Genomic DNA, 26,320 nt, shown 5'->3' on the forward strand with positions numbered 1-26,320 from the left:
GTGATTTCTACTGAATCCATCACACAGGCTGAGCTTTATATATATGTTATCTCCGGCTACTTTCTCACCCTGACTGACTTTGTCTTGCTCCATGCTGAGTAGCATCTTGTGCCAAACTTGTTCGAAAAGCTTCTAACCCTTACATAATATGTTTTTCCGCCTTTAATCCGCTGCTTTGCTCCAAGACTCGCAGTCGTCTTGCTTCCACCGCTTAACACCGTGAATGCATATGTACCCTTTTTAAAGTTTGATGTTGTTGAATACTGGATCTGATAGCCATTTGCGCAGCTTATCTTTCCCCACTTTAATCTTACAGACGCAGCCGATGGGCTCTTTATCTGGCTTATACCTGGTATCTTCGGGCTGACAGTAACAGGTATTATCTTCTTCACCTTCACATGATTCGAATCTCCAGCATATACGGTGATGTTTGCCTTGCCTATATACCGGGCTGCGATCGTTATTGTTCCAGCAGAGTCTACCTTTACAGCCTTGTTATCCGAGCTGTAGCTGAGCTTTCCGGCACGTGCGCTCACGCTCTGTGAAATAGATATTCTCTTCGAGCTGGTTGACATCTCTATTCTGTAGCTGCGCTTTTTCAGCGTTATGCTGTTCGGCGCCTTTTTGATCTTAAAATTGATCGTCTTCTGTCCCTGATATGCGCCAGTGCCTGTAATTACAGCCTCTGCTGTTCCGGCAGCTTTGTTCTTATTGTATGAAACCGTATAATCTATACCCTTTTTCAGCGTTTTATTGCCAAGCTTTACTGTTACAGCCGGATTCTTCGAATTACCATCATATGTATATTCTGTTTTGTTAAGCGTAACCTTTGCTGACGATATGCTCTTACGCGTGAGCTTTGAGCCATACACATAGCTTGTCTCACCCTTTGCTCCACAGTATACACATGCATAGTAATACTCTGCCGGGGAATCATAATCTGCTGCCTTCTTCAGATATTGCTCAGTTGTTTTCTTTGCTGTGTAGCTGTGATCAACCGGGTCTGTTGCTGTACCGGTTTCAAAAATCTCACCACACATGCTGCAGACAACATCTCCTGTATATCCGCCGCCCATACAGGTAGCTTTCTTCTCTCCTACAAGCGTTCTATCATGGTCTGTCTTTGGAAGAATCTCAGCAGTCCTGCTGAGTTCTGCCTTGCACACGGTGCAGTATATAACCTTGTCTCGGCTGCCTTCAGCCTGACATGTAGCCAGATTTACATTCTCATACACAGCCTTTCCCTGGGTATGTCCGAGTGGCTCTGTCTTCTCATCCTTTGTCTTTTGGCATCGCTCACATGTGTATCTGATCAGACCTTCTGCTGCACACAAAGCTTTTTTCTTAACCACGCCTGAATCCCATCTATGTCCCAATGCACCAATGGCTATCTTCTTGGTACTCTGATAACTCTTGCCATTCAGCGTGCATTTTGCTGTACACACCTTTGCACCATCGTTCTCGCAGGATGCCTGCGTTATCTTGCTTGTTACAGTCATCGGCTCACTGATCACATGACTCGAATCTCTGGTACAGGTGAGAACCAGCTTGCAAGTGTTGCCATTTGCTGACCACTCATACTTTGGGGCGTAATCATGCCCCAGGCTATCCCCGTGTGTAAATGTCTTTTTGCGATTCACTCTTCCACAGTTATCACAGGAATAATAATATTTCGCAGCAGTTGTACAGGTCGCAGCCTGTGCAAGAGTTTCATCATTTACTATTTCCGCAGTGTATGAATGTCCGCCTATCTCTGTTATATCAAGTTCATACTCAGCCTTCACCCACGGATTATATTTACTGGCAACCGTAATCGTTACAACGCCGTTGCCGATTGCCGAAAGTGATGCCGTAGTCCTAGACACTTCATTCACCTTTACAACAGTCTCATCCGACGATGTAACCGCATACTCATGTATGTCCGCTCTCGTTGGCCAATCCATTATATTTATACTCAGTTCCGCTCCAATTTCATACTCACTTGGTGAAGTAGTCCTGTTATCGCTGTCCTTCTCCTGCCAATACACATATCTGATACTGGTAGGAAGTGACACGATCTTCTCATATCCGCACTTTGAACACGTCTCTACTGTCTGGCTTTCGCCCTCATCTGCCTCTGATATGACATACTCATGTCCCCCCTGATCTGCCACATTGAACGTGTATTCCTGACAAATTGAGCTGTCATATTTATGAACTATTCTTATGGTTACATCACCTGTTCCGACCGCCGTAAGCTTAGCATCATATCTTCTATAAGAAGATTCCGGATCACTCACTTTTACAATACCTTCATCCGATGATGTAACTATAAACTCAGAGTTGTCGACCTTCGTTGGTGCATAATCTACTTCCAGATTGATCTCATCACCTACTTCCACATCAGCAGGCTTGTAATATCCATTACTATCACTCCACCATACAGTACGTGTTATCGCCGTCGGGATTGTCACCGTTTTTGTCGTCCCGCACTTTGAACAAATTTTTTCTGTCTCTCCAGATCCCGGTTCTGCCTGACTTATTACATAGTCATGACCACCCACATCTGTTACCGACACAGTGATTACCCTCTTCATATCCGGATTCACGACCGGATATACAGTCACCGTTGTCTCTCCTATCTTGTTCATATGGAATGTTCCAGCATAGTTAGACGAAGGGGTATACGAAATAATAGACGGGTCTGCTATATCAAACACGAATTTGTCATCGGATTTGCTATCTGATGCCGTTGAGAAAGATATGTATGTCTCTATATCCTTTCCTACTTCGAACTCCTGATCATATGTGGCTGATGAAGCAGTTTCCGATAATCTCCAGTACACGTACATCGTCTTTGGTCCTGTTACTTTACATCTCGTACATACGCCATCTGTAAAGCTATGCCCAAGAGCCGGAACCTTATCCTCTATCTTTTTGTAGCCACATTTAGCGCATGTGTATACTGTTCCACCTGTCTCTGTACATGTGGCCTCTTTTTTCACACCTTCACCATACACATGCTCCGTGCATGCATCATACCGCTGTCCAAGCAGCTTATCCAGCTTGGCCTGCGCTGCATCCACCTTTTTCTGCCACTTCTCCGGATCTACAGTCTCATAATATTCATCAAACAGCTTCTCAAATTCAGCTATTGTGTACACCTCATATTTGCTAGTATAGTTTGAAAGCTTGCTTGCATTGAAGCATGAAGTATTGCCATATCTGCCATAGAGTGTGAATCCGACTCCCATCACCTGATCTGCTGCCCAGAACATATTGGTATAATGTCCAACCGTGACTCCCTCCGAATCCGCCTTTTGTTCAACAGCTGTAAGCTGACTCTGCGAAGTTATGGATGAATATCCCAGCTCATCCCTTATCTTGTTAAAAGATGCCTTCTCACTGTTCCATCCTGCCGCCGGATCAGTATATCCAAACGCCAGATTCTCACATGACACCTGAAGAAGTGAATGATTTGTAAGTCCTGCACCTCTGTCCGCGCCTGACTGTGCCACCGCCATAAAATAGAAATTAGTCTTAGCCGCATTCCTCTTCATTGCCCCGACATAGTTTTCGTCTGTGTCCCTTAACGAATTAATTTTATCCAATACCGCAAATGTCGCCTTTGTGTTTTCAAGCGATATGGCGTCTTTCTTATCTCCGGTAACAACAACCTTGTTATTTCTCGATTCCGGAAGACCTGTATTATTTCCTCCCGCCCACTTGGAGAAATCTTCCTCACATGCCTCCTGCAGGACAGTCTTGGCCCGATTCAGATCATATTTCTGTTTTGTTGTCAGGTTGCTTTTCGCAAGCATCCAGTCTACAAAACCTATAGAGCCCTGATCATATACGGTCATCACTTCACTCTGATCTTTCTTCACCTGTTCCAACTCACTCTGAGCCTCTTCTATCTGCTGGTCAAGGGTACTGGCCTTAACAGTCTGAATACCTGTCGTCTGAATACCTGCCGTCAGCATCAGCACTGCACACATTACCACTGTTGCTGCTTTTTTACACAGTGTCCTTCCCGATAAGCTTCCTTTTCTTTTCATAATCTTTGATACTCCCCCTTTTTTCACATTCTATTTATATTACCCCTTTACCCACATGTACTCCGGCGCACCTATGCAGGGGATTTATTATAAAATAAGGAGACTCATTATAATAATAAACAAGTCTCCTTATCCAGTATAATATACTATTTTATTTCTCCTTGAAGGTGAACTCTTCATTCGCAAGCTTGAATCTGATTCCATCTATGAGCATCATATCCGTTCCGCTGCTTATGATCTTGCCACCAAGGTAAGTGTGGTTGGTCGACTTGTTATCTCTCAGATAGTACACGCCGTTGACATTGATAATGTAAGCATGGCGGCGGCTGACTGAATTGTTGTCAGTTACCTGATAGTCAACTCCCTGTGTAGACTTACCGATACAGAATATCGGCTTGTCGATCCTTATCCTCTCGCCTGTTCTAGTTCTTATGATGACAGGGCCGCTCTTGCCACGGTTGTTGGCTGTGAGAACTGTTGTCGAACCGTCATCGTTGTCATCAAATCCAATATCATTTGATGAGAAATCCTTAACTTCCTTTGCAAGCTTGAATGAAGAAGTTGTAACATGAGGAGTCTCAGGGACCTCTACCTTAGCCACATTGACCGGGCTGACTCCCGCTGACTTCATAAGCTCCTGCTCATCCTCAGGATGTGCTATATTGTCATTCTTCAGGTCTGTTATAAACTTATAAAATTCTGACAGATAAAATGTAGGATTGTGATCAAAGTATTTGATAAGCTCATATCCGGCATCGGATGCCTTCTTATTCGCAAACTTCATATTGCCCATAAGATCCCTTATAAACTTCTCCATATTACATCTGTCCATAGGCTTATCTATAGGCAGGAATATGAGCTGAACAGCCATATTCTGGAAGTCTATATACATATATCCCTTATTCAGTATAACCTTTCCAATGGACAGATCATTCGCCTTGAGATACATGAGCTGATCTGCAATACTGAATATCAGATCAACCAGCTCATCCTTGTGTATCTTCTTCTCAAGGAACTGATTCATGGTAGTCATGGCTGGAATAGAATATGTCAGAGCTCTCTGACCATCTATATATTCCTCATGGCAGAACGCATTATTGCCCACAAACTGAGCATTGTACAGCTCTACCTCATTGTGAAGAACCTCTACATCGTCTTCAATCTTAAAGTACAATTTGTACTCATCACACAAATACATCTTATCACTCATATAAAACCCTCCGATATTTATCGCACGATATCCATGTAAGTCCCGGAGTCAATTATTCTACTGTAACTGACTTTGCCAGATTACGTGGCTTATCTACGTCCAACCCCTTTGCATCGGACGTGTAATACGCTATAAGCTGCAGGATGACAGCAGCCGAAAATACCGTGAACAATCCATCCTGCTTTGGTATGGATATGTGTTTGTCACATACATCTTTATCATTGTACTCTTCATCCATGCTGACAAGAATGACGTATGCGCCTCTTGCCTTAACCTCGCGTATATTGGAAATCATCTTTCCGTATACAGATTCCTGTGTAGCCAAGGCTATGACCGGAACGTTCTCAGTTATGAGTGCTATCGTTCCATGTTTTAACTCCCCTGCCGCATAAGCCTCAGCGTGAACATAAGAAATCTCTTTCAGCTTCAGTGCACCTTCCAGTGACAGTGTATAATCCAGTCCTCTTCCTATGAAGAATGCATCCGGAGCCATCTTTATATAGTTTGCAACTGTCTTTACTTCATCTGCCTGCTTGAGTGTCTCCTCTATCACCGGGATAACGCCCTGAAGCTGTCTGATGAATTTCTTTGCCCTGTCCTCAGAGTATATACCCTTGACATAGCCAAGTCTGCATCCAATGAGATACATTGCAGCCATCTGTACCGAATATGCCTTGGTACTTGCAACTGCGATCTCAGGACCGGCATGTGTATAAAGGACGTAATCGCTCTCTCTGGCGATGGTCGATCCCTTTACATTGACTATGGACAGAACCTTTGATCCACATCTCTTGGCAAGTCTGAGTGCCTCGAGTGTGTCAATAGTCTCTCCTGACTGTGATGTAACTATTACGAGAGTCTTTTCATTTATGAGTGGTTCCTTGTATCTGAATTCTGATGCTATCTCAACATTAACAGGAATCTTTAACTCCTTCTCAATCATGGCCTTGCCGACTATTCCGGCGTGCATAGCTGTTCCGCATGCAACCACTGTGATGTTCTCAAGATTCTTAAACACCTCATCATCGATGCCGTCCTCAGTGAAATCAGGAAGCTCATTCACTATACGAGGAGTTATCGTGTTTCTCAGTGCCTCTGGCTGCTCATAGATCTCCTTCAGCATAAAGTGCGGATATCCACCCTTCTGAGCTGCCGTTATGTCCCATGTTATCTTGAGCATCTCCGGCTCTACCATGTTCCCCTTCATGTCCTCTACTTTGATGCCTGTGCTTGAGAGTGTCAGTATATGATACTCCGGCACAACAAAGTATTCCTTTGAAAATGATATTATCGCTGTGAGGTCTGATGCAATGATCGATCCCTCATCTGTGTAGGAAGCGATCATCGGACTTACATTTCTCACTGCGTATATCTTGCCCGGTCTGTCTGCAAACATAATGCAGAGTGCAAATGAACCGGCTATAGCCTTAACAGCCTTTCTGATAGTCTCGATGGGATTGCCATCGTACAGTGTGTCCAGAAGTGCTGCTACTACCTCTGTGTCCGTCTCGGATACCAGCCTGTCGGCCAGTCCGTATTCTCTCACAATGTCGTTATAGTTCTCTATAATTCCATTATGTATAAGTGCCACATCTCCGCACTTATGTGGATGTGCATTCACATCCGTAACTCCGCCGTGAGTAGCCCATCTCGTATGGCCTATTCCACAGGTTGATCTGTACACAGGACTGTCGTCGCTGCACATCTCCCTGAGGTCTTCCACTCTGCCGGCTTTCTTCTTGATCGTCAGTGTATCATCATCATTAAGCAGTGCTATTCCCGCACTGTCATATCCCCTGTACTCGAGCTTTGCCAGTCCGTCAATAAGAATGTCCTTGGCTGGTTTCTTTCCTACATATCCTATGATTCCACACATATTAAATTAATCTCCTTTCGGCTTATAACCACGCTGTATACTGATAATATTATAATATGGCGCACTAAAAAAAGGTGAAGCCACCATACATAACAGCTATGGGTGTCCGGTCATGATTCTTTGTTTTGGAGTTACCCCCATATTTGGATATCATGTGCGCATCCAGACTCTGCGTGAAGGCATCCGCCGAATATTCGATAACCTTCAACCTCGTTATCCCTGAAAGCCAAAGCCCAGGGGTCATGGCGCTAAGATTTCTAAATCTTTCCAAAGGCACACTCCTCCTGTCCGTGCACCTAACAAAATTCTATCATGAAACATCTAATAAATCAATGCAGAAAGGCCTCTGCGTATAATCTTTGTAACATAAAATTTACTTCAGCTTTATAAATAAAAACAGGGAAACACCACGGATCCCGGCCGTGTGCCCGGCCTGTGATGCTTCCCTCATTATATCCACTATTTTATATCTCAGCTTATAAAGCATCCACCTGGGAAGTCCTTCTCGGTGGTCAGGAGTGACAGATTACCCTCAGGATCCTCTGCGCACAGAAGCATACCCTCTGATACGACTCCGGCAAGCTTGCATGGCTTGAGGTTTACTATAGCCACAACCTTCTTGCCAACCATATCCTCAGCGGAATATGTACCCTTGATTCCGGACACAATCTGCTTCACATTGTTCTTGCCAAAGCTTACCTGTGAACAGAGAAGCTTTCTGGAGTTTGGAACCTCCTCACAGGAAACGATCTCGCCGATCATGAGCTGCATCTTCTGGAACTCCTCAATGCTTATCTCCTGCTTGTCAACTACATCAGGATTGGCCTTGAGTGCCTGAACCTTTGCCTCTGCGATCTTGATCTTCTTGGTCTCAGCAGAATTCTCCTTCTCTTCCTTCTGCTTCTTGGCCTGCTCGTACATGGACTCCTTCTCCACTGGAGCGAACTCGGCAACCTTAGCCATAACTTCCTTCACGTCAAGACGTGCGAATAGGATCTCAGGCTGCTCTGTTACCTTTGTTCCTGACTTGTACAGACCAAACTTTCCAAGCTCTGTGACCTTTCTCTTCTCGGTATTGAGCTGTGCCATGATCTTCTCAGTTGTCTCAGGCATATATGGCTCAAGGAGTGTTGCACCTATAACGATGCTCTCGACAAGGTTGTACAGAACTGTGTTCAGTCTGTCCTTCTTGTCCTCCTCCTTTGCGAGTGCCCAAGGCATTGTCTCATCTATGTACTTGTTGCATCTCTTGAACAGTGCAAATATCTCTGTGATCGCATCTGCAACCTTGAGCTTATCCATGCACTCTGCAACCTTGTATCTGCAGTCCATAACGACCTTCTTAAGATCCTCATCGACAGGCTCTGTGACGTTGGTATTTGTCACAATGCCACCGAAATACTTGTTTGACATCGATATGGTTCTATTGACCAGATTTCCAAGTGTATTTGCAAGCTCTGAGTTGAGTCTCTCAACCATGAGCTCCCATGAGATAACTCCATCATTCTCAAATGGCATCTCGTGAAGAACAAAGAATCTGACAGCATCCACGCCAAATATATTGACCATATCGTCAGCGTACATTACGTTGCCCTTCGACTTACTCATCTTGCCATCACTCTGGAGGAGCCAAGGATGACCGAATACCTGCTTTGGAAGCGGAAGTCCGAGTGCCATCAGCATGATAGGCCAGTAAATGGTATGGAATCTCAGGATATCCTTGCCGATCAAGTGAAGATCTGCCGGCCAGTATTTATAAAACTTCTCATCGCTCTTTCCATCTACGTCATATCCAAGTCCAGTTATGTAGTTTGAAAGCGCATCAACCCATACATATACAACATGTTTTGGATCAAAGTCTACCGGAATTCCCCACTTGAATGATGTTCTTGAAACACACAGGTCCTGAAGTCCCGGCTTAAGGAAGTTGTTAACCATCTCGTTACGTCTTGACTCAGGCTGTATAAACTCAGGATGCTGCTCTATATGCTTCATGAGCTTGTCCTGATACTTGCTCATCTTGAAGAAGTATGCCTCCTCCTTGGCCTCCTGAACAGGTCTTCCACAGTCCGGGCACTTGCCATCTATGAGCTGTCCATCTGTAAAGAACGACTCACATGGTGTACAGTATTTTCCTACATAATGTCCCTTATATATATCACCCTGATCGTACAGCTTCTTAAATATCTTCTGTACCTGTTTCTCATGATAATCGTCTGTTGTACGGATAAATTTGTCATATGATGTGTTCATGAGGTCCCAAATCCTCTTGATCTCACCGGATGTCTCATCCACGAATTCCTTTGGTGTCTGCATGTTCTCGAAAGCTTTGTTCTCGATCTTCTGTCCATGCTCATCTGTTCCTGTCATGAATCTTACATCATAACCTGCGAATCTCTTATACCTTGCAATGCTGTCAGCCAACACGATCTCGTAGGTGTTGCCTATATGAGGTTTACCTGATGCATATGCAATGGCGGTTGTAATATAATACGGTTTTTTTGCCATTTCAAAAACCCTCCCTGAAAAAATACTACAAGCACAAATGAAATGCTTGTGCAACTTTACCGAAAAACTCCTCGGTAATTGTAAATTATATGCCTTTTTATTATTTATTGTCAAGAAGATGGGATATTAAATAAGTCTGTTACGATGGTCATTCTATAACGCTGCCAATAAACTTGTCATCGTCTCTCTCTCAAAAGCGCATCACATTCCTGAGAACGGCAAACATCACCGCCCCGGCAATACATATAAATATAAGTATATTGTCAAATCGCGATAATTTTCTGTTTCCATATCTTACGAATACATAATCGTTTTTTACAATTATGTATGCCAACGCCGGAAGAGCTATAAACATAAATTGATTATAAGCAAATGCCTTTGCAAGATCCAGCCTTACGGCCGCAAGGATAGCCCGTGTTATCCCGCATCCTGGGCATAAAAATCCGGTTATCTTTCTGAATATACATGGTATGGCAAGTCCTGTCACTCTTATGAATATATAATAGAGGATGCCTATCCCCACGAGGATGGCATCCCTTTTAATTATCGCATTTCTTCTTGATTTCTGTATCTGATCCATGCTCTGTATTTCTTTGTCTCCGCCGACTACTGCTGGCTGTTATCACTGCCTGAAGCATCTGCTGATGTGTTAATATTCTGATCTGACTGCTGGCCAAATGTATTCTGGTCTAAACCGGCCTGCTGACCATATCCCTGCTGATTGTATGCATTCTGATCATATCCCTGCTGGCTGTATGGCTGCTGTCCGTATGCCTGCTGGTTATATGCGTTCTGATCATATCCCTGCTGGCTGTATGGCTGCTGTCCGTATGCCTGCTGGTTATATGCGTTCTGATCATATCCCTGCTGGCTGTATGGCTGCTGTCCGTATGCCTGCTGGTTATATGCGTTCTGATCATATCCCTGCTGGCTGTATGGCTGCTGACCATATCCCTGCTGGTTGTATGTATTCTGACCATATCCCTGCTGACCATATGGCTGCTGACTGTAGGTCTGCTGACCATATCCTGTATTCATCTGAGGTATAGCCTCTGCATATTTGTTTGCAGTGTCCTGCATAAGCGCATATGCAATAATTCCAAGTCCAAATACCTGAAGAAGAACATATAAGATGCCTGAGTTGCTTGATGGTACACCGTTCTTATTCTTTATGATATCAACTTTCTCACCCATCTTATATGCCCAGAACCATCCATAGATGTTACATGTAACGATAGTGAGCAAAAGCGACATTCCACCACTTGTTGCATCTGTCTCTCCTGACTCCTGATTGATATCGTCTGTCAGCACAACAAACCAATACAATCCATATATTCCGCATGTCACAATTGAAAGCAGAATACATATTCCAATATTCCTCTGTTTGATCATAATTGATAATCCTCCTTAAATTTAGATCCTTAATTACATATGTATGACTTGTGTATGACTGCAATTATACTGTTCCTATATAACCACTACATAACTGCAATAAAAATAATAGAATAGCCCCGCAGACACAACTCAGCCTACGGGACTATTTTCTCATACATTTTGTCTGTATGCAACTGCATCTATACATTTTTCAATGTATATTTGTATGCAATTTGATTCATTACGCATTTTTATTGATGGTATCCTGCATAATAGCATATGATACGATTCCAAGTCCGCATAACTGGAGCAGAAGGAAAAGTATGCTTGAGTTTCCTGCTGGCTGACCATTCTTTGTCTTTATGGCATCAATCTTCTCGCCCATCTTGTATGCCCAGAACCATCCATAGATATTACATGTAACGATAGTAAGCAACAATGCTACCCCACCGCTTGTTGCATCTGTCTGTCCAGATTCCTGATTAGCATCATTTGTAAGGCAAACGAACCAATACAGTGCATATATTCCAAATGTAATGATTGAAAATACTATGCACAAAGCAATGTTTCTCTGCTTGATCATAAAATGTCCTCCCTTTGATTTAATTATAAATTTTTTATAAAAATTTTATAAAATAATAAAACCATATATGCACATCTTTGTCAATAAAAATCAAAAAATTAAGCTGTTTTTTGCTTTATTATCTATATTTTTTTTATAATCAGGCATAAATCTTCAAATATTTACATTCATAATTTATGTGATGTCGTAAACTGTTTTACTTTTGAAACCATGTGCTATATAATAAAATTTCAGGCAGACATATATCAACACCCGTATCCTAAATATATTGCCAGGATCCATAGATTATGTTTGTCCGTATTGCAAGTAATTTATAATTATAGAGAAAAGAGGACATTTGTTATGAAAAACATGCTTAACTTCAAGAATTTCACAGCTGGTGAGCTGATGGATATTCTCAATCTGGCACTTGATATGAAGAAGAACCCTGAGAAGTACGCTCATGCTCTTGATGGCAAGAAGCTCTACACTCTTTTTGAGAAAACTTCCACAAGAACATTCCTTTCATTTACAACAGGTATAACTGAGCTCGGCGGTACATATTACAACCAGCTCTGGAAGGATTCCAACTTTACACTCGGTGAGCCTGTATCAGAGATTAAGTATGTATGCAGAAATGTAGATATCATCATGGCTCGTCTTGTAAAGAACGAGACTGTTGAGCTGTTCGGTGACAATGTTACTGTTCCATTTATCAACGGATGTGACAGTTCTTATCATCCATGCCAGATCCTGGCAGATGCCCTCACTATTATAGAAAAGTTTGGCAGTCTCGATGTAAAACTTATGTACATCGGTGCCAAGAATAATGTATTCAACTCTCTTGTTGAGTTCTTCGCAAAGATGAAGAAAGGAACCATCTATGGACTCACACCACTTGTAAACAACACTGTATGTGGTGATGACTTCTTTGAAGCAGCAAAGGCTACAGGCCACTATGTTGAACTCGATCCTACCATGAGCATGGAGGAGGCAAAGAAGTACGCAAAGGATATGGATATCCTCTACACAGATACATGGGTAGACATGGAGTTCTTCAACAACCCTGCATACAAGCAGCAGAAGGAAGAGACTCTCGCCAAGATGATGCCTTACCAGCTCAACGAGGAATTTACAGAGGGCAGCAAGGCTATAGTATTCCACGACATGCCTATGCACCAGGGATTTGAGATCTCACAGGGCGTTATCGACAAGAACCTCAACCACATTTTGGATGAGGCTGAGAACAGACGTCACGCTGAGAAGGCTGTTATGTATACCCTTCTTAATTCTTAAAATATTCATTCTGATAACCTAAGGAGGATCATGTCAAATGAGACATTTAATAGACCCAATGGACCTGTCAGTTGAGGAGGTTGATCATCTGCTCACTCTGGCGCAGGACATCATCGATAACAAAGAAAAATACAGCGAGGTGTGCAAGGGCAAGAAGCTTGCAACTCTGTTCTTTGAACCAAGCACACGCACAAGACTTAGCTTCGAGGCTGCCATGATGGAACTTGGCGGAAACGTTCTCGGATTTTCATCTGCGAGCTCCTCATCTTCAACAAAAGGTGAGAGTGTGGGCGATACCGTCAAGATCGTCAGCTGTTATGCCGATATTATAGCTATGAGACATTATAAAGAGGGTGCCCCGATGCTGGCTTCCATGAAATCAGATGTTCCTATTATTAATGCTGGTGACGGCGGTCACAATCACCCTACGCAGACATTGGCCGATCTTCTCACAATAAAGAGAGAGAAGGGCAGACTAAACAATATGACCATAGGTTTCTGCGGAGATCTTATGTTTGGTCGTACGGTTCATTCACTTATAAAGGCCATGTCACGATACGAAGGCATAAAATTTATTCTCATATCACCGGATGAATTAAAATTACCTGATTATATAAGAACAGAAGTCATCGAAAAGAATAATATACCATATGAGGAGATTTCCTCTCTTGAGGATGCTATCGGATCTCTGGACGTTCTCTATATGACAAGAGTCCAGAAAGAACGTTTCTTCAACGAGGCGGACTACATAAGACTGAAAGATACCTATATTCTTGACAAGTCAAAGCTGGCTCTCGCTAGGCCTGACCTGTCGATCCTTCACCCGCTTCCTCGTGTAAATGAGATATCTGTTGAGGTGGATGACGATCCGAGAGCATGTTATTTCCGACAAGCACTCAACGGCAAATATGTCCGAATGGCACTCATCATGGACCTTCTCGGACTCGACAAGGATTTTAAGGCATAGGAGGAATGATCATGAATATTGACAGTATTCAGAATGGTATTGTACTTGACCATATAACAGCAGGCAAAGCCCTGCAGATATACAACGATCTTCATCTTGATAAGCTGGATTGCTCCGTTGCTATAATCAAGAATGTTAAAAGCGAGAAGATGGGAAGAAAGGACATTCTTAAGATAGATCAAGATATCGACATAAACCTTGATGTTCTGGGGTATATCGACCCGGATATATCCGTCAACATCATCAAGGACGGCAAGCTCGTTGAAAAACGTAAGATCGAACTGCCTGAGAGACTGGTTGGAATAAAGAAATGTACCAATCCAAGATGCATTACGACCACAGAGCAGGGAATAACCCATATATTCAAACTCACAGACAGAGAAAAGCGAATTTACAGATGTATATACTGTGAAGCAGACAAGTAACTGTTTACTTTTCAGTTTTATGTGCTATAATCTATAAAGTTGCGATAATCCGAGAATTATCTAAGAGGTGAAATATGGAACAGTATGTTATCAAGGGAGGTCGTCCTCTGGAGGGCGAAGTTACCATTGCGGGTGCTAAGAATGCCGCACTTGGAATACTTGCCGCTGCAGTCATGACCGACCAGGAAGTCACAATAGAAAACGTACCGAACGTCAGAGATACAAGAGTCCTTCTTCAGGCCATTCAGGGTATCGGCGCAAGGGTCCGTTACATAGACGAGCACACGGTTGCTATATGTGGTGGAACCATCAATCCGAATACCGATCTCTGTGTCGACGACGAATATATCAGAAAGATCAGAGCATCCTACTATCTGCTCGGCGCACTGCTTGGCAAATATAACCATTCACAGGTCGCTCTTCCAGGCGGATGCGACATCGGAGCCCGTCCGATAGATCTGCACATAAAAGGTTTTGAAGCACTTGGAGCCCACGTTGATATAGCAAACGGTATGATATCCGTTGAGGCTGATGAGCTGATCGGAAGCCACATTTACATGGATGTGATCTCAGTAGGTGCCACCATCAATGTCATGATGGCCGCCGTAATGGCAAACGGCAAGACTACCATAGAGAACGCAGCCAAGGAGCCACATATCGTTGATGTTGCCAATTTCCTCAACAGTATGGGTGCTAACATCAAGGGTGCCGGAACTGATGTCATCCGTATCCGTGGCGTAAAGTCACTTCACGGAACTACATATTCCATCATTCCGGATCAGATCGAGGCAGGAACCTTCATGGTTGCAGCAGCAGCCACCAGAGGCAACGTCCTCATCAAGAACGTAATTCCTAAGCATCTTGAGGCTATAACCTCAAAGCTTACAGATATAGGTGCCACTGTCATCGAGTACGATGATTCAGTGAGAGTAATGTGCAACAAGAGACTCAAGGCTACCAACATCAAGACTCTGCCATATCCGGGATTCCCGACAGATATGCAGCCACAGATGGCGGTTACACTTGCACTGTCCAACGGAACAAGCATCGTCACCGAGAGCATATTTGAGAACAGATTCAAGTATGTCGCAGAGCTTTCAAGAATGGGCGCACACATCAGAGTCGAGGGCAACACCGCTATTCTCGATGGTGTGGAGACATTCACCGGTGCAAATGTTGCAGCACCTGACCTGAGAGCAGGCGCAGCACTTGTAATTGCGGCACTTGTGGCCAACGACTTCTCTACTGTATGTGATATCAAGTATATCCAGAGAGGCTACGAGAAGTTCGACGAAAAGCTTCGCGGACTTGGTGCTCTCATCGAGAAGGTAGAGACGGACAAAGAGATCCAGAAATTCAAGCTCAAAGTAGGTTAATATATACGACATAAGGCGAAAAGCTTTTGCCGGTCAGCACTTGTCTGACCGGCAAAAGCTTTTTTGTTGCAATTTTATTACTTTTTTATAACTTTTTTCACAAAAATGGTGCTCATTTGCAATAATTATGGTAAACTTAGACTGATGTAATTTTGTCATAAATACTATTTTATATATAGATTTGTTTTATGAAAAATGGAGGTTACTATGGATATCAATACTAAACGAACCCGGACTACTATTTCTATCGTAATGCTTATTTGGGCGGTCGTCTGCATCGCGGTGACCGGACTGTATGTGGGAAACAATCACGCAGAAGCCGCGACCACGGGAACTCTCACGTCTGACTACGTGTATTTCCGCAAATCACCAAACGGCACGCCTATAAAATATAACGGCTCGGCCATACTCCTCAGGAAGGGTCAGAAGATGACCGTACTGAGCACTTCCAACAAGACATGGTACAAGGTCAAGCTTACATATAAGAAGAAGCGCTACACCGGTTATGTGTACTCCGCATTTATCAAGGTAACAAGGACAACCTCCAAGAAGGCTCACCTTCGAAAAAATGAAAACTATGTATATTTCCGAAAAACGCCAAACGGCACGCCGCTGAAGTATAACGGATCGCCGATCATGCTCATGGGCGGTCAGAGCATGACCGTACTGAGTACTTCCAACAAGACATGGTACAAGGTCAAGCTTACATATAAGAAGAAGCGCTACACCGGTTATGTATATTCCAAGTTCATCGTGATCGACTCCACTTCAGCCACAACAAAGGCCACGACCAAGGCTACTACGCAGCAGCCTACCACAGCGGCTCAGGCAGCCAAGAGCGGTTATGTGAATGAAGACTATGTATACTTCCGCAAGACGGCAGCGGGTACACCTATAACCTACAACGGAAGCGCGATCATGCTCATGAAGGGACAGGCACTCTCCGTGACTGATACATCCAACAAGTCATGGTACAAGGTCAACCTCACATACAGCAGCAAGAAGTATACAGGATTTATCTCCTCATCGCTCATCACAATGGGAACATACAAGGAACCTGACGGTAACCAGACATCGGATGCAGCATTTGAAAAGCAATTATCCGCCCAGAACTTCCCTGAGAGCTACAAGGTGCTTCTCAGAAAGCTCCATGCGGAGCACCCAAACTGGATATTCAAGGCGGTACACACCAACCTTAACTGGAACGACGTGGTCAAGAACGAGGTCAACGTACAGGGACGTGTCAACAACCTTGTAAACTGTACATCTTCCAGTCCTAACTACGGCTGGAGATCACAGACCGTTGGATACAACTACAAGACAGACTCCTACTCATCATATGATGGTTCAACATGGTTTGCAGCCTCGGACGATCTTGTAAAGTATTACCTCGATCCGAGAACATATATGTCATCCGCAAGCTCCATGTTCGCATTTGAAAAGCTGTCATACGACTCATCACAGACAAAGTCAGGAGTTGAGGCTATATTATCTGGTTCGTTTATGCACAATGCGCACCCAACCGGTTCGACCACCACATATTCGTCCATGATAATCACCGCAGCACAGAAATCCGGCGTCAGCCCTTACCACATTGCTTCACGTATCAAGCAGGAGGTCGGAGGCTCGATAACCTCGGGAACAAACGGTAAGAATGCCACATATCCCGGCATATATAACTTCTACAATATCGGTGCATTTGAGAGTGCATCAGGCAACGCTATAACAAACGGTCTGAGATGGGCTTCATCGGGCACATCGTACAACAGGCCATGGACAACACCTGCCAAATCAATAATCGGCGGTGCGATGTATATCGGAGAGTCCTACATCAACAAGGGTCAGAACACTCTGTATACTCAGAAGTTCAACGTAACCTACACAGACTGCCTGTACTGGCATCAGTACATGGGAAATGTACAGGCCCCTACAACAGAGGCATGGAAGGTATATGATGCCTACAAGTCTTCAGGAGCACTCAACAAAGCCATAACATTTGCCATACCTGTTTACAAGAATATGCCAAGCACAGCAATGAAGATGCCTGCGGCTAATCCGGGCAACCAGAACAACTACCTGAAAACACTCTCTGTAAGCGGCCAGAAGCTGTCACCTACATTTGCAATAAACAGCACTACACAGTACACGGTAAATGTGCGCTCATCTGTATCAAGTGCGACAATAAACGCTTCACCTGTAAGCAGCTACTCCACAGTGAGCGGAACGGGAACAAAAACCCTGAAATCAGGAAAGAATACATTTAAGATAGTATGTAAATCCCAGAGTAAAGCTACACGTACTTACACCATAATAATTAACAGAGGATAAGGAGGACTCGGTGGATAACCGTATATGAATATTATGAGGACTACAAGATTTAGCTTTAGAACGTTTATGACAGAAGTTGCATGTGTGTTGACTATGATGCTTTTCATGCTTCATACCACTTATGCCGCTACAGTCGCATTTAGTGTTGAGGTTCCATCCACCACGGTCGTTGTTGGCGATACCGTGGAGATCAAGGTAAGTATAAACGCAGCCGATCAGGCTTTATCAAGCTACAGCTACAATATCACATATGATTCCACATTGCTCAAGGCTGTGAGCGGCGGCACCGTGGAATCTGAGGGCACCGTAAGCTACTCCCAGGCAAATGTAAAGCCTGGAGATGCAATGACAGCAACATTTACATTTACCGCCATTGCGAGCGGAACTGCCAGCATAGAGACATCAGCAGTTGAGGTCATCTCCGACACAGAAGAGTCGATAGACATGACACCGTCATACAACTCGGTAACCATCAGCGACAAGTCAGCCGCCGCTTCCACCGAAGCAGCTTCATCTACTGTCAGCGATACCGGTTCAGAAGCCGAGCCTGCAACACCTCTTGCATTGATCGACAGCGAGACCAAGCCTGTTGTTACTGAGGATGAGGTAGGAACACTCACAGAGGCAGATCAGAACGCATCCGCACCTGCAGATACCCTTGTAAGCGTTCACTCAAACAACAACACTTATAACATCATTCCAAAGCCTAATTCAGTCTCAGTGCCAACCGGATATCTTCCAGTGAAGATCAACCTGAACGACACGGACATCAGAGCTTATATGAAGGGAAGCAGTTCCAACACCGTTCTCCTCTACGCAGCAACAAACGACGGACACCAGGGCTGGTATTTCTTCAATCCAAATGAAGGAACTTTCCTTGACGCAACGGATCTCATCGAGGAGACGGATTCGCTGTCCAGCTTCATAGACAAGCACAAGTTCGTAATAATGCTCATAGCCATCATAGTTCTTGTGATACTGGTCGTTGTCATCATCATCCTTGCTGTCTCACTCAAGGGTCTCATCGCTGATTACGAGGCTCAGATAGACAAGCTGAAGAAGGACAACGAGGAGAAGGAAAGCACAGCAAATGAAACATCAGAAGCTGCCGAGCCTTCCGCAAAAGCCGCTGAACACGTCAGAATGCCTCACCACGACAATAGCGAGGTGCCCACCATCAACAACAAAGCGCTCTTCCCTGGGGACGACGAGGTTATCCACGAGAGTTACGCAGACTCCGATTACGACAATCAGGTATCTCCTGATGAGGACGATGTCATCCACACTGACGACTATGACGACACTGCATTTGAGGATGTCGCCGATGACAGCGAGCCTATAGATTCAGCATTTGACGTCAAAGAGGATACGGAGAGTACGGAGAGCAAGATCCAGGCATCCCTCGACGAGATAGATGCGGCACTTGAATCCGCAAAGAAATACAAAGATTAATACTCACGGAATAACGTGATATACAAAAAGCACATGTATCAGTTTCAATCTGATACATGTGCTTTTATATTTGTCTGAATTTTTTTAATCTGCTTATAAGTATGCTTTCAGCACATCCACCTTGTCCAGCTTCTCCCATGGGAGATCAAGATCTGTTCTTCCGAAGTGTCCGTAAGCTGCTGTCTGCTTGTAGATAGGTCTTCTGAGGTCAAGCATCTTGATGATACCTGCTGGTCTTAAGTCAAAGTGCTCTCTAATGATCTCGACAAGCTTCTCATCTGAAAGCTTTCCTGTGCCAAATGTGTCTACCATGATGGATGTAGGTCTTGCAACACCGATAGCGTATGAGAGCTGTATCTCACACTTGTCAGCCAGACCTGCTGCAACTATGTTTTTAGCCACGTAGCGGGCCGCATAAGCCGCTGAACGGTCTACCTTGGTACAATCCTTGCCTGAGAAGGCTCCGCCGCCGTGACGGGCATATCCGCCGTATGTGTCAACGATGATCTTACGTCCTGTGAGACCACTGTCACCATTTGGTCCACCTATTACGAATCTTCCTGTTGGATTGATGAAGAACTTGGTATTCTCATCGATGAGCTCCTGTGGAAGAACCTCGTCGAATATATACTTCTTAACGTCAGCGTGGATCTGCTCCTGGCTGACTTCCTCTCCGTGCTGTGTTGAGAGAACGACTGCATCAAGTCTTACAGGCTTGTCATTCTCATCGTACTCAACTGTTACCTGTGTCTTACCGTCCGGTCTTAAGTATGGGAGTGTTCCGTTCTTTCTTACCTCTGTGAGCTTTCTTGCAAGCTTGTGGGCAAGTGCTATTGGATATGGCATGTACTCAGGTGTCTCATTTGTTGCAAATCCGAACATCATACCCTGATCTCCGGCACCGATCGCCTCGATATCATCCTCGCTCATGAGATGCTCCTTTGCCTCGAGTGCCTTGTCAACTCCCATGGCAATATCTGATGACTGCTCGTCTATGGCTGTGATAACGCCGCATGTATCGCAGTCAAATCCGTACTTTGCTCTGTCGTATCCGATCTCTCTGATCGTCTCACGAACGATCTTCTGAATATCCACATAAGCGTTGGTTGTGATCTCTCCCATGACAAGCACAAGACCTGTCGTGATGGATGTCTCACATGCCACACGGCTCATTGGATCCTGCTCCATCAGCGCGTCAAGCACTGCATCCGATATCTGGTCACAGATTTTGTCAGGATGTCCTTCTGTTACTGATTCCGATGTAAATAATCTTCTTTCCATACTACTTCCTTTCCTTTTTGTACATAAGAAAAACCGCTTCGTATGAGCGGTTTGATCGTGTCTGTCAAGCCTCTCATTGTTCGAGCACAGATCTTGTATCACCTACATATCTGCGTCGCTCAGGTCGGCACCTTCCGAATCTGACATCGGGGTTGCCATGGCTTCTTCGTCCCTTCTGACTCCACCATTCTGAATAAGAGCGTTTTTCTAATATCTATAAATGCAATCATTACTCTATATCATTGAGAGTTATTAGTCAACATATTTTTGGGGGAAATGATGCTTAATGAGTTTTTTTATATATAATGGGCAAAGGAGATGTGGCTATCCCCTTTGCCCATACCAATAACTTAGTTATTATCCTTCTTTTTCTTTCTTACAAGGAATATAACTATTCCCGCAATAATCAATACCACAATAACTATGATCAGTATAATGATCCATGAGATGCTGCCAGCCTCAGCCATAGCCGTCTGAATAGCATTACTCGATACAGTAAATGTTATTTCTGAACCATTATCCGATGCGCCATTACCTGCTGCATCAAAACATTCCACAACTATTGTGTGCTTCTTTGCAGATGCCTTTATATCGTCAAGCTTAACCTCTCCGCCGAGCTTTTCAATGTCCTTAGCTTCATATCTCGTCTTGACTCCGTCAACCGTGATGTCCGCATATCCCAGCGCAAGATTATCATGGAATGAAACCGACGCACTTACAGAATCCGTATTCTCATACACAGCACCATTTTCAACACCAGCTACATGATACTCCGGTGCTGTTCTATCTATACAGAACTTAACCGCAGCATTCTTTACTTCATTATCTGTTTCTTTTCCCGCTGCATCCTTGGTATGGATAACTATACTGTACACACCCTCGTCCTTGAAGGTATCAGCAGGAATTGTAAATGAACGCTTGTTCCATCCATTTGACGGCTTGTCTTCCTTGACTGTATACTCATTGCTCTCAAGGTTTACTACCTTGTCGCCAACTGTATAGTACACATCAGAATCCGCAAAACCGGCAACATTATACTCATCTATAACTATGTCACCATCGCTCAGATTCGTATAATATCTGTCGACGCTTGCCTTTGCAGCCTTTCCAAGTACGAAATAAGATCCAAATCTATCTACCTTAAATCCTATTTCCTGACTTGTTTCATTTCCAGCCATATCCTTAGCAGTCACAACCAGAGTATAATTGTCATCAACATTCTCGCTCTGTTTAAAGTTAGAATATGAATATTTCTCACCATTTGAAACCGTCTCGGCGCTGTATGCCACATCATCACTGCCAGCTTCGCCTCTTGTGCCGGTCACACTTATTGATATGCCATCCTTGTTATAGTTTGTATCCGTTACAGATATAACCGGCGATACCTCATCTGTGTATACTCCATCCTTTTCTACCTGCGATATGCTAATCTCAGGAGCAGTCATATCAATGGTAAATGAATCATCAACTGTATTTGATGCAGTATTTCCCGCACTGTCTGTTGCGCTTACCCTTATACGGAACTTTCCATCTGCAGAGAAATTGACTGTCGCAACGTGCGTATCACCATTTGATGTAAATCCACTTGCTCCCGGAGCTGCGGATGTTCCATCCTCCGATGTTACAGCTATATTAACTCGTGAAGCATCAAAGTTATGCTCCTCAACCCTTATTGTAGCCGTTCTGGATGCATTGTAATATGTGCCATTCTGAGCACTGTTATTATCGTACGAAACCTCCAATACAGGTGCTGTCGCATCCACTGTGAACTTTCCTGACGAATAATCATTTGCCTTATTATCAGCCTTATCTCGACATGTAACTGTAAGAATATAATCTGCATCGTCTGAGAATACATAGTCCATTACATATGTATTACCATCCTTACTGAAGTTATTCTTAAGCTTAGTCACAACACCATTCTTAGACACTGACACAGTAACCTTTTCAGGATCAAAATTCACTTCATCAATTCTGATATGTGCCGTTCTTGCCCTGTTGTAGAAGTTTGAGTCATTATTTGAATCATATGTACAGCTTATAACTGGAGCTATGGTATCAATCACATATCTGCGATATACACCAGATGTAATTACGTTTCCCGCATTATCAGTGAGCGTTGCCATCACACGGTGCTCTCCCTCGTTTTCTTCTGCGGAACCTATCGTGTATGATCCACTGAACTTTGTCTTAATGGATGTTTTATCAGTATTATCACATAGAGTCTGAACGTTTCCATTGTCCTTAAGCACAACATTCTTTATTCCCGAGAAATCATCATTTGCCTTTATTGACAGGCTTACATTCTCATCCTTGCCATAATAATATACGTTACCATATTTTGTTGCAATTGAACTGTTCTCAGTGATATCCACAGATGACGTTCTCTCATGAAGATTACTGTCCTCTCTGACTACACCAAAATACTTTGTCACATCCTCTTTGCTCTGATATGCCTTATTGCCTGCAACATCATATACAGTTATGTTTATTTTACCCTTAAAGTTCTTGTCTATAAGCTTGGTAAACGCCTTAGTTAGCTTCTCTCCTGATCCGCATGTCCATACCTCAGAATCAATTGTGTCACTGTTCTTTTTATCTGCCGATTCAAAATCAATGACAACCTTTCCTACTCCACTGACATCATCATTTGCACTGAATGATAACTGGATTGCTCCATTGGAGAAGGACTTATAATCCTCGTATTTTGTATCGTCAGACATCGGCTTAACAGAAAAACCGGATATATTGGCTGATGTCTTGTCATAATAAAATCTCATAGACAGCCTGCATATGTTACCCACAACATCTTCAGCCTTAAGATTTACTGTATACTTTGCCTCAGCAGGAATCTTGCAGCTTCCGGTACTGTATGTGCCATCATTGTTCTTGACAAACTGTGTGGCCTGACCCGGATATGTAAATGTATCTGTTACGATCTTCTTGATATCCTCTGCGCTCTTTGATGAGTCGCCAACATTAGCAATATCAACGCTCTCTACACTTATACTTTTAAGATTGTTCTCAACAGCCTTTACTCCCCATGCGCTATTACTTGATGCGTTAAGATATGTATAGCTGCTGTCTCCAAACTCCTTGTTCGCAGTCAGTACAGGAGCAGTGTTATCTACTGTAAAATGTGCATGAAGCATATTATCCAGCTTATTTCCTGCAGCATCCTGAACATCCATATACACATCGTATACGCCATCAGCATCACTACCCTTAGGTATATCAAATGTTCCTGTTACGTCATATGCTCCCTGCTCTGTATTTTCTGATACACTTATATTATCTATTGCAATCTTGTTGTTCTGATTTCCAGCCTTAACGTAATAGAACTTGATATAAGCTGTATCTGAGCCATACTCCTTATCCACATCTGTTTCATATATTCCAAATGAACCATTTACTGTGAAATAAACACTGTTTCCAGCCTTTGTAAAACCATCCTTAAGCTCATTTTTATACTTGACTGCGCCACCCTTTATCTGTGGAAGTGCACCAATATCACAGGTGATCATAGTACAGTTTCCGGATTTGTCAAATGTATAGAAATAATACGTATTCCGAGCGTCATTGCTTGGATTCTTATCTGCAGTAACTGTAAGCTCTGCTCTTCCTGAATTGACGGATATTGTCTGATTACTGTACTTACTCAATATCTTATTTACACTGTCCGTAGTCGTATTATTTACATCGATATCTGTCAGCTCGTGATCCGAATACACAACCTTGTCAACAAGGCCTGACTCTGGATCGGATATGTCAAGTGTCACAACCTTCTTATATGCCTCAGGTATTTTCTCAGATGCATTGTCTATCTGAATTTCTGTTGAGTTCTTTGCATAAAATTTCATGTATGAAACCTTTGCTTCAGGAGCATTGAGATCAACATATACAGGGACTTCATCCTTCTTATACTTGAAATTATTCTTATCCGTAGAGGAATCCTGATTTTTGTTATCACCTATTGCTTTGGTTGTAATATTTACTTTAGTTTCCTTTTCAAAATAGCTGTTACTGTCGTCTGCATATATATCTTTCTGAGATGAGTCTCCTATTGATGTATATGCGCCATCATTTACCTTATAGGATACAACCTTATCAGTATCAAAGCCCAGTCGGAGGAATACCGGCCTATTCATCCACACATAGCTGTTGTCAACCATTGTCGGGTAAGTGGTGTTGTTTTTATCTACATATACATAATTGAAATTGTCAAACTGACCATACTTCACCGTTCCCTTGATAGAAACCGTCTTCTCAGTATCACATATTTTGTATGTTGCCTTAATCTCAAATGTAGAATTCTCCTGAGCATCCTCCGCAATTGTGAATACTCCGGTTTTTGCATTGATCGACTCTATTGCAGCAGAGTCAGAGCTAAATTTCACGCTATACTCATCTATTGCATTCTCCGGTTTCACGTTTCTCGTTGTGAAAAATGCAGTATATTTATATGTAGGATAGAACTCGTTACTCTTTATATTCTTTGCAAAGGACAATACTCCCTCGCCCTGTGCATCGGAAGTCTCAATCTGAACTTCATGATTATTTCCATCAAAAGCTATATCTACGCTCGTCTGAGAATACACCGTGCTGTCAGATTTGCCAGAAGCTGTTGAAGTAAATGCCAGGTTATTTCCATTGTCAGTTATACTGCTTATAATTGGCTTTGGTGAATTTGCCTTTATTTTTAATGTTATCTTCTGATTTTTTAAAAGAGTATATCTGCCATCTATAGCTGTCTGGTCATTTTTTCCGCTGACAGCTAAAATCTCTACATTGTCAGGATACTTAACCGTAAGATATGTCGAATTCGTCACAACTTTTGTAGTTACCTCTGCCAATGCGTTTCCATAAGCATCTATACCGGATACTTTCACATAGAAATTCTTTTCCGAGATATTCTTTACAATTGAACTGAGCTCTATTTCACTTGTTCCATCTGATGTAACAAGCTCATATGGCTGTCCCGCAAGAGACTTTCCATCATCTGTTCCAATTATATCTACACTGTATTTTCTTTTGCCCTCAAAGCTTGTGTTTATATTAAGCTTATAGCTGCCGTTATCCTCAGATACATATGCTCTGTCAATTCCATGTATTATATTTATATCTGAATCAACATTGCCGGTCCATGCAGTAAAATCACCCTGAAACGGATAGAATCTGACACTCAGCTCATCCCCGGCTTTCAACTGGGAACCCAATAAATCAAAATCATAATATTCTTCATCCACATAATCTTTAGTGTGAATACAGCTTGCACATATAGACCCTATCCAGAACTCCACCTTATCAACACTATTCTTGAATTCTTCTCCATTGTCTATGGCTACCCTCAAGCCCGTTGTAACCTGTCCAAGCCCGCTTTTGATCTCATTCTGTATAAATGTGATATCACCGACTCCTGCCGGTTTTTTAAATTCTTCTGAAGCAGGCTCTTTGAGCTGATCCTTCTGGCTCTGCCCATCCTGTCCGTCCTGAGATACAGGTGTGCTCTCTACTGCTCTTGATGTAAGTACACTTCCTGCATTTGCGGTTATCATAATCACAACCAGTGTCCATGCCATCAACGCTTTAAAAAACCTTGATTTTCTCATTTCTCTTTGCTCCTCTCTT

The 26,320-nt window shown here is 43.2% G+C and carries 16 protein-coding genes and 1 riboswitch; of the genes, 6 read left to right on the forward strand and 10 right to left on the reverse strand.

The genetic code is table 11. The features are described from left to right. Window positions 1–56: 56 nt before the first annotated feature. The 8 genes from DWX57_RS05830 to DWX57_RS05865 all read right to left on the reverse strand — a co-directional run bounded on the left by DWX57_RS05830 (window position 57) and on the right by DWX57_RS05865 (window position 11,588). Complete coding sequence (locus tag DWX57_RS05830; RefSeq protein ID WP_120123226.1) at window positions 57–4,037, reverse strand: hypothetical protein; 3,981 nt, start codon at window positions 4,035–4,037, stop codon at window positions 57–59. Window positions 4,038–4,188: 151 nt separating this feature from the next. Then, window positions 4,189–5,247 carry a DUF6382 domain-containing protein gene (locus DWX57_RS05835; protein WP_015534306.1) on the reverse strand — a complete coding sequence of 353 codons (1,059 nt, stop codon included), beginning with the start codon at window positions 5,245–5,247 and terminating at the stop codon, window positions 4,189–4,191. A gap of 52 nt (window positions 5,248–5,299) precedes the next feature. Further along, a complete protein-coding gene (glmS, locus tag DWX57_RS05840; RefSeq protein ID WP_015534307.1) occupies window positions 5,300–7,123 on the reverse strand; it encodes a glutamine--fructose-6-phosphate transaminase (isomerizing) in 1,824 nt (607 codons plus the stop codon). A gap of 64 nt (window positions 7,124–7,187) precedes the next feature. Further along, window positions 7,188–7,394 carry a hypothetical protein gene (locus tag DWX57_RS05845; protein ID WP_117549755.1) on the reverse strand — a complete coding sequence of 69 codons (207 nt, stop codon included), beginning with the start codon at window positions 7,392–7,394 and terminating at the stop codon, window positions 7,188–7,190. A gap of 200 nt (window positions 7,395–7,594) precedes the next feature. After that, window positions 7,595–9,631 (reverse strand): methionine--tRNA ligase, encoded by a 2,037-nt coding sequence (gene metG, locus DWX57_RS05850; protein WP_055222442.1) that lies wholly within the window; start codon window positions 9,629–9,631, stop codon window positions 7,595–7,597. Window positions 9,632–9,821: 190 nt separating this feature from the next. Next, a complete protein-coding gene (locus DWX57_RS05855) occupies window positions 9,822–10,211 on the reverse strand; it encodes a DUF2752 domain-containing protein (RefSeq protein ID WP_015534309.1) in 390 nt (129 codons plus the stop codon). A gap of 26 nt (window positions 10,212–10,237) precedes the next feature. After that, window positions 10,238–11,023 (reverse strand): DUF4234 domain-containing protein, encoded by a 786-nt coding sequence (locus DWX57_RS14530; RefSeq protein ID WP_120123227.1) that lies wholly within the window; start codon window positions 11,021–11,023, stop codon window positions 10,238–10,240. A gap of 223 nt (window positions 11,024–11,246) precedes the next feature. Next, a complete protein-coding gene (locus DWX57_RS05865; RefSeq protein WP_117549759.1) occupies window positions 11,247–11,588 on the reverse strand; it encodes a DUF4234 domain-containing protein in 342 nt (113 codons plus the stop codon). Window positions 11,589–11,930: 342 nt separating this feature from the next. On the opposite strand from DWX57_RS05865, the gene DWX57_RS05870 reads away from it, so the two are divergent. The 6 genes from DWX57_RS05870 (at window position 11,931) to DWX57_RS05895 (ending at window position 19,411) form a co-directional block, all read left to right on the forward strand. After that, entirely contained in the window at window positions 11,931–12,863 is a 933-nt protein-coding gene (locus DWX57_RS05870; RefSeq protein WP_117549762.1) for an ornithine carbamoyltransferase, read from the forward strand. Window positions 12,864–12,900: 37 nt separating this feature from the next. Continuing rightward, window positions 12,901–13,830: an aspartate carbamoyltransferase gene (pyrB, locus tag DWX57_RS05875; RefSeq protein ID WP_120123228.1), complete on the forward strand. Its 930-nt coding sequence runs from the start codon at window positions 12,901–12,903 to the stop codon at window positions 13,828–13,830. Window positions 13,831–13,841: 11 nt separating this feature from the next. Next, window positions 13,842–14,255, forward strand: a complete 414-nt coding sequence (locus DWX57_RS05880; protein WP_015534312.1) for an aspartate carbamoyltransferase regulatory subunit — start codon at window positions 13,842–13,844, stop codon at window positions 14,253–14,255. Window positions 14,256–14,329: 74 nt separating this feature from the next. Then, window positions 14,330–15,631 (forward strand): UDP-N-acetylglucosamine 1-carboxyvinyltransferase, encoded by a 1,302-nt coding sequence (locus DWX57_RS05885; RefSeq protein ID WP_015534313.1) that lies wholly within the window; start codon window positions 14,330–14,332, stop codon window positions 15,629–15,631. 207 nt (window positions 15,632–15,838) lie between these two features. Next, the gene (locus DWX57_RS05890) at window positions 15,839–17,959 is read left to right on the forward strand and encodes a cadherin-like beta sandwich domain-containing protein (protein ID WP_243106180.1); all 2,121 of its coding nucleotides are present in this window, start codon (window positions 15,839–15,841) and stop codon (window positions 17,957–17,959) included. 24 nt (window positions 17,960–17,983) lie between these two features. Beyond that, a complete protein-coding gene (locus DWX57_RS05895; protein WP_055222439.1) occupies window positions 17,984–19,411 on the forward strand; it encodes a cohesin domain-containing protein in 1,428 nt (475 codons plus the stop codon). 93 nt (window positions 19,412–19,504) lie between these two features. Here DWX57_RS05895 and metK read toward each other — a convergent pair whose 3' ends face one another. Both metK and DWX57_RS05905 read right to left on the reverse strand, forming a co-directional pair. Continuing rightward, on the reverse strand, window positions 19,505–20,692 hold the full coding sequence (gene metK, locus DWX57_RS05900; RefSeq protein WP_022217499.1) for a methionine adenosyltransferase: 1,188 nt from the start codon (window positions 20,690–20,692) through the stop codon (window positions 19,505–19,507). 70 nt (window positions 20,693–20,762) lie between these two features. Beyond that, window positions 20,763–20,892, reverse strand: a riboswitch (SAM riboswitch). 150 nt (window positions 20,893–21,042) lie between these two features. After that, window positions 21,043–26,301 carry an Ig-like domain-containing protein gene (locus DWX57_RS05905; protein ID WP_120123229.1) on the reverse strand — a complete coding sequence of 1,753 codons (5,259 nt, stop codon included), beginning with the start codon at window positions 26,299–26,301 and terminating at the stop codon, window positions 21,043–21,045. Window positions 26,302–26,320: the final 19 nt, after the last annotated feature.

The sequence above is a fragment of the Coprococcus sp. AF19-8AC genome, assembly GCF_003603115.1.
Lineage (GTDB): Bacteria > Bacillota > Clostridia > Lachnospirales > Lachnospiraceae > Coprococcus > Coprococcus aceti.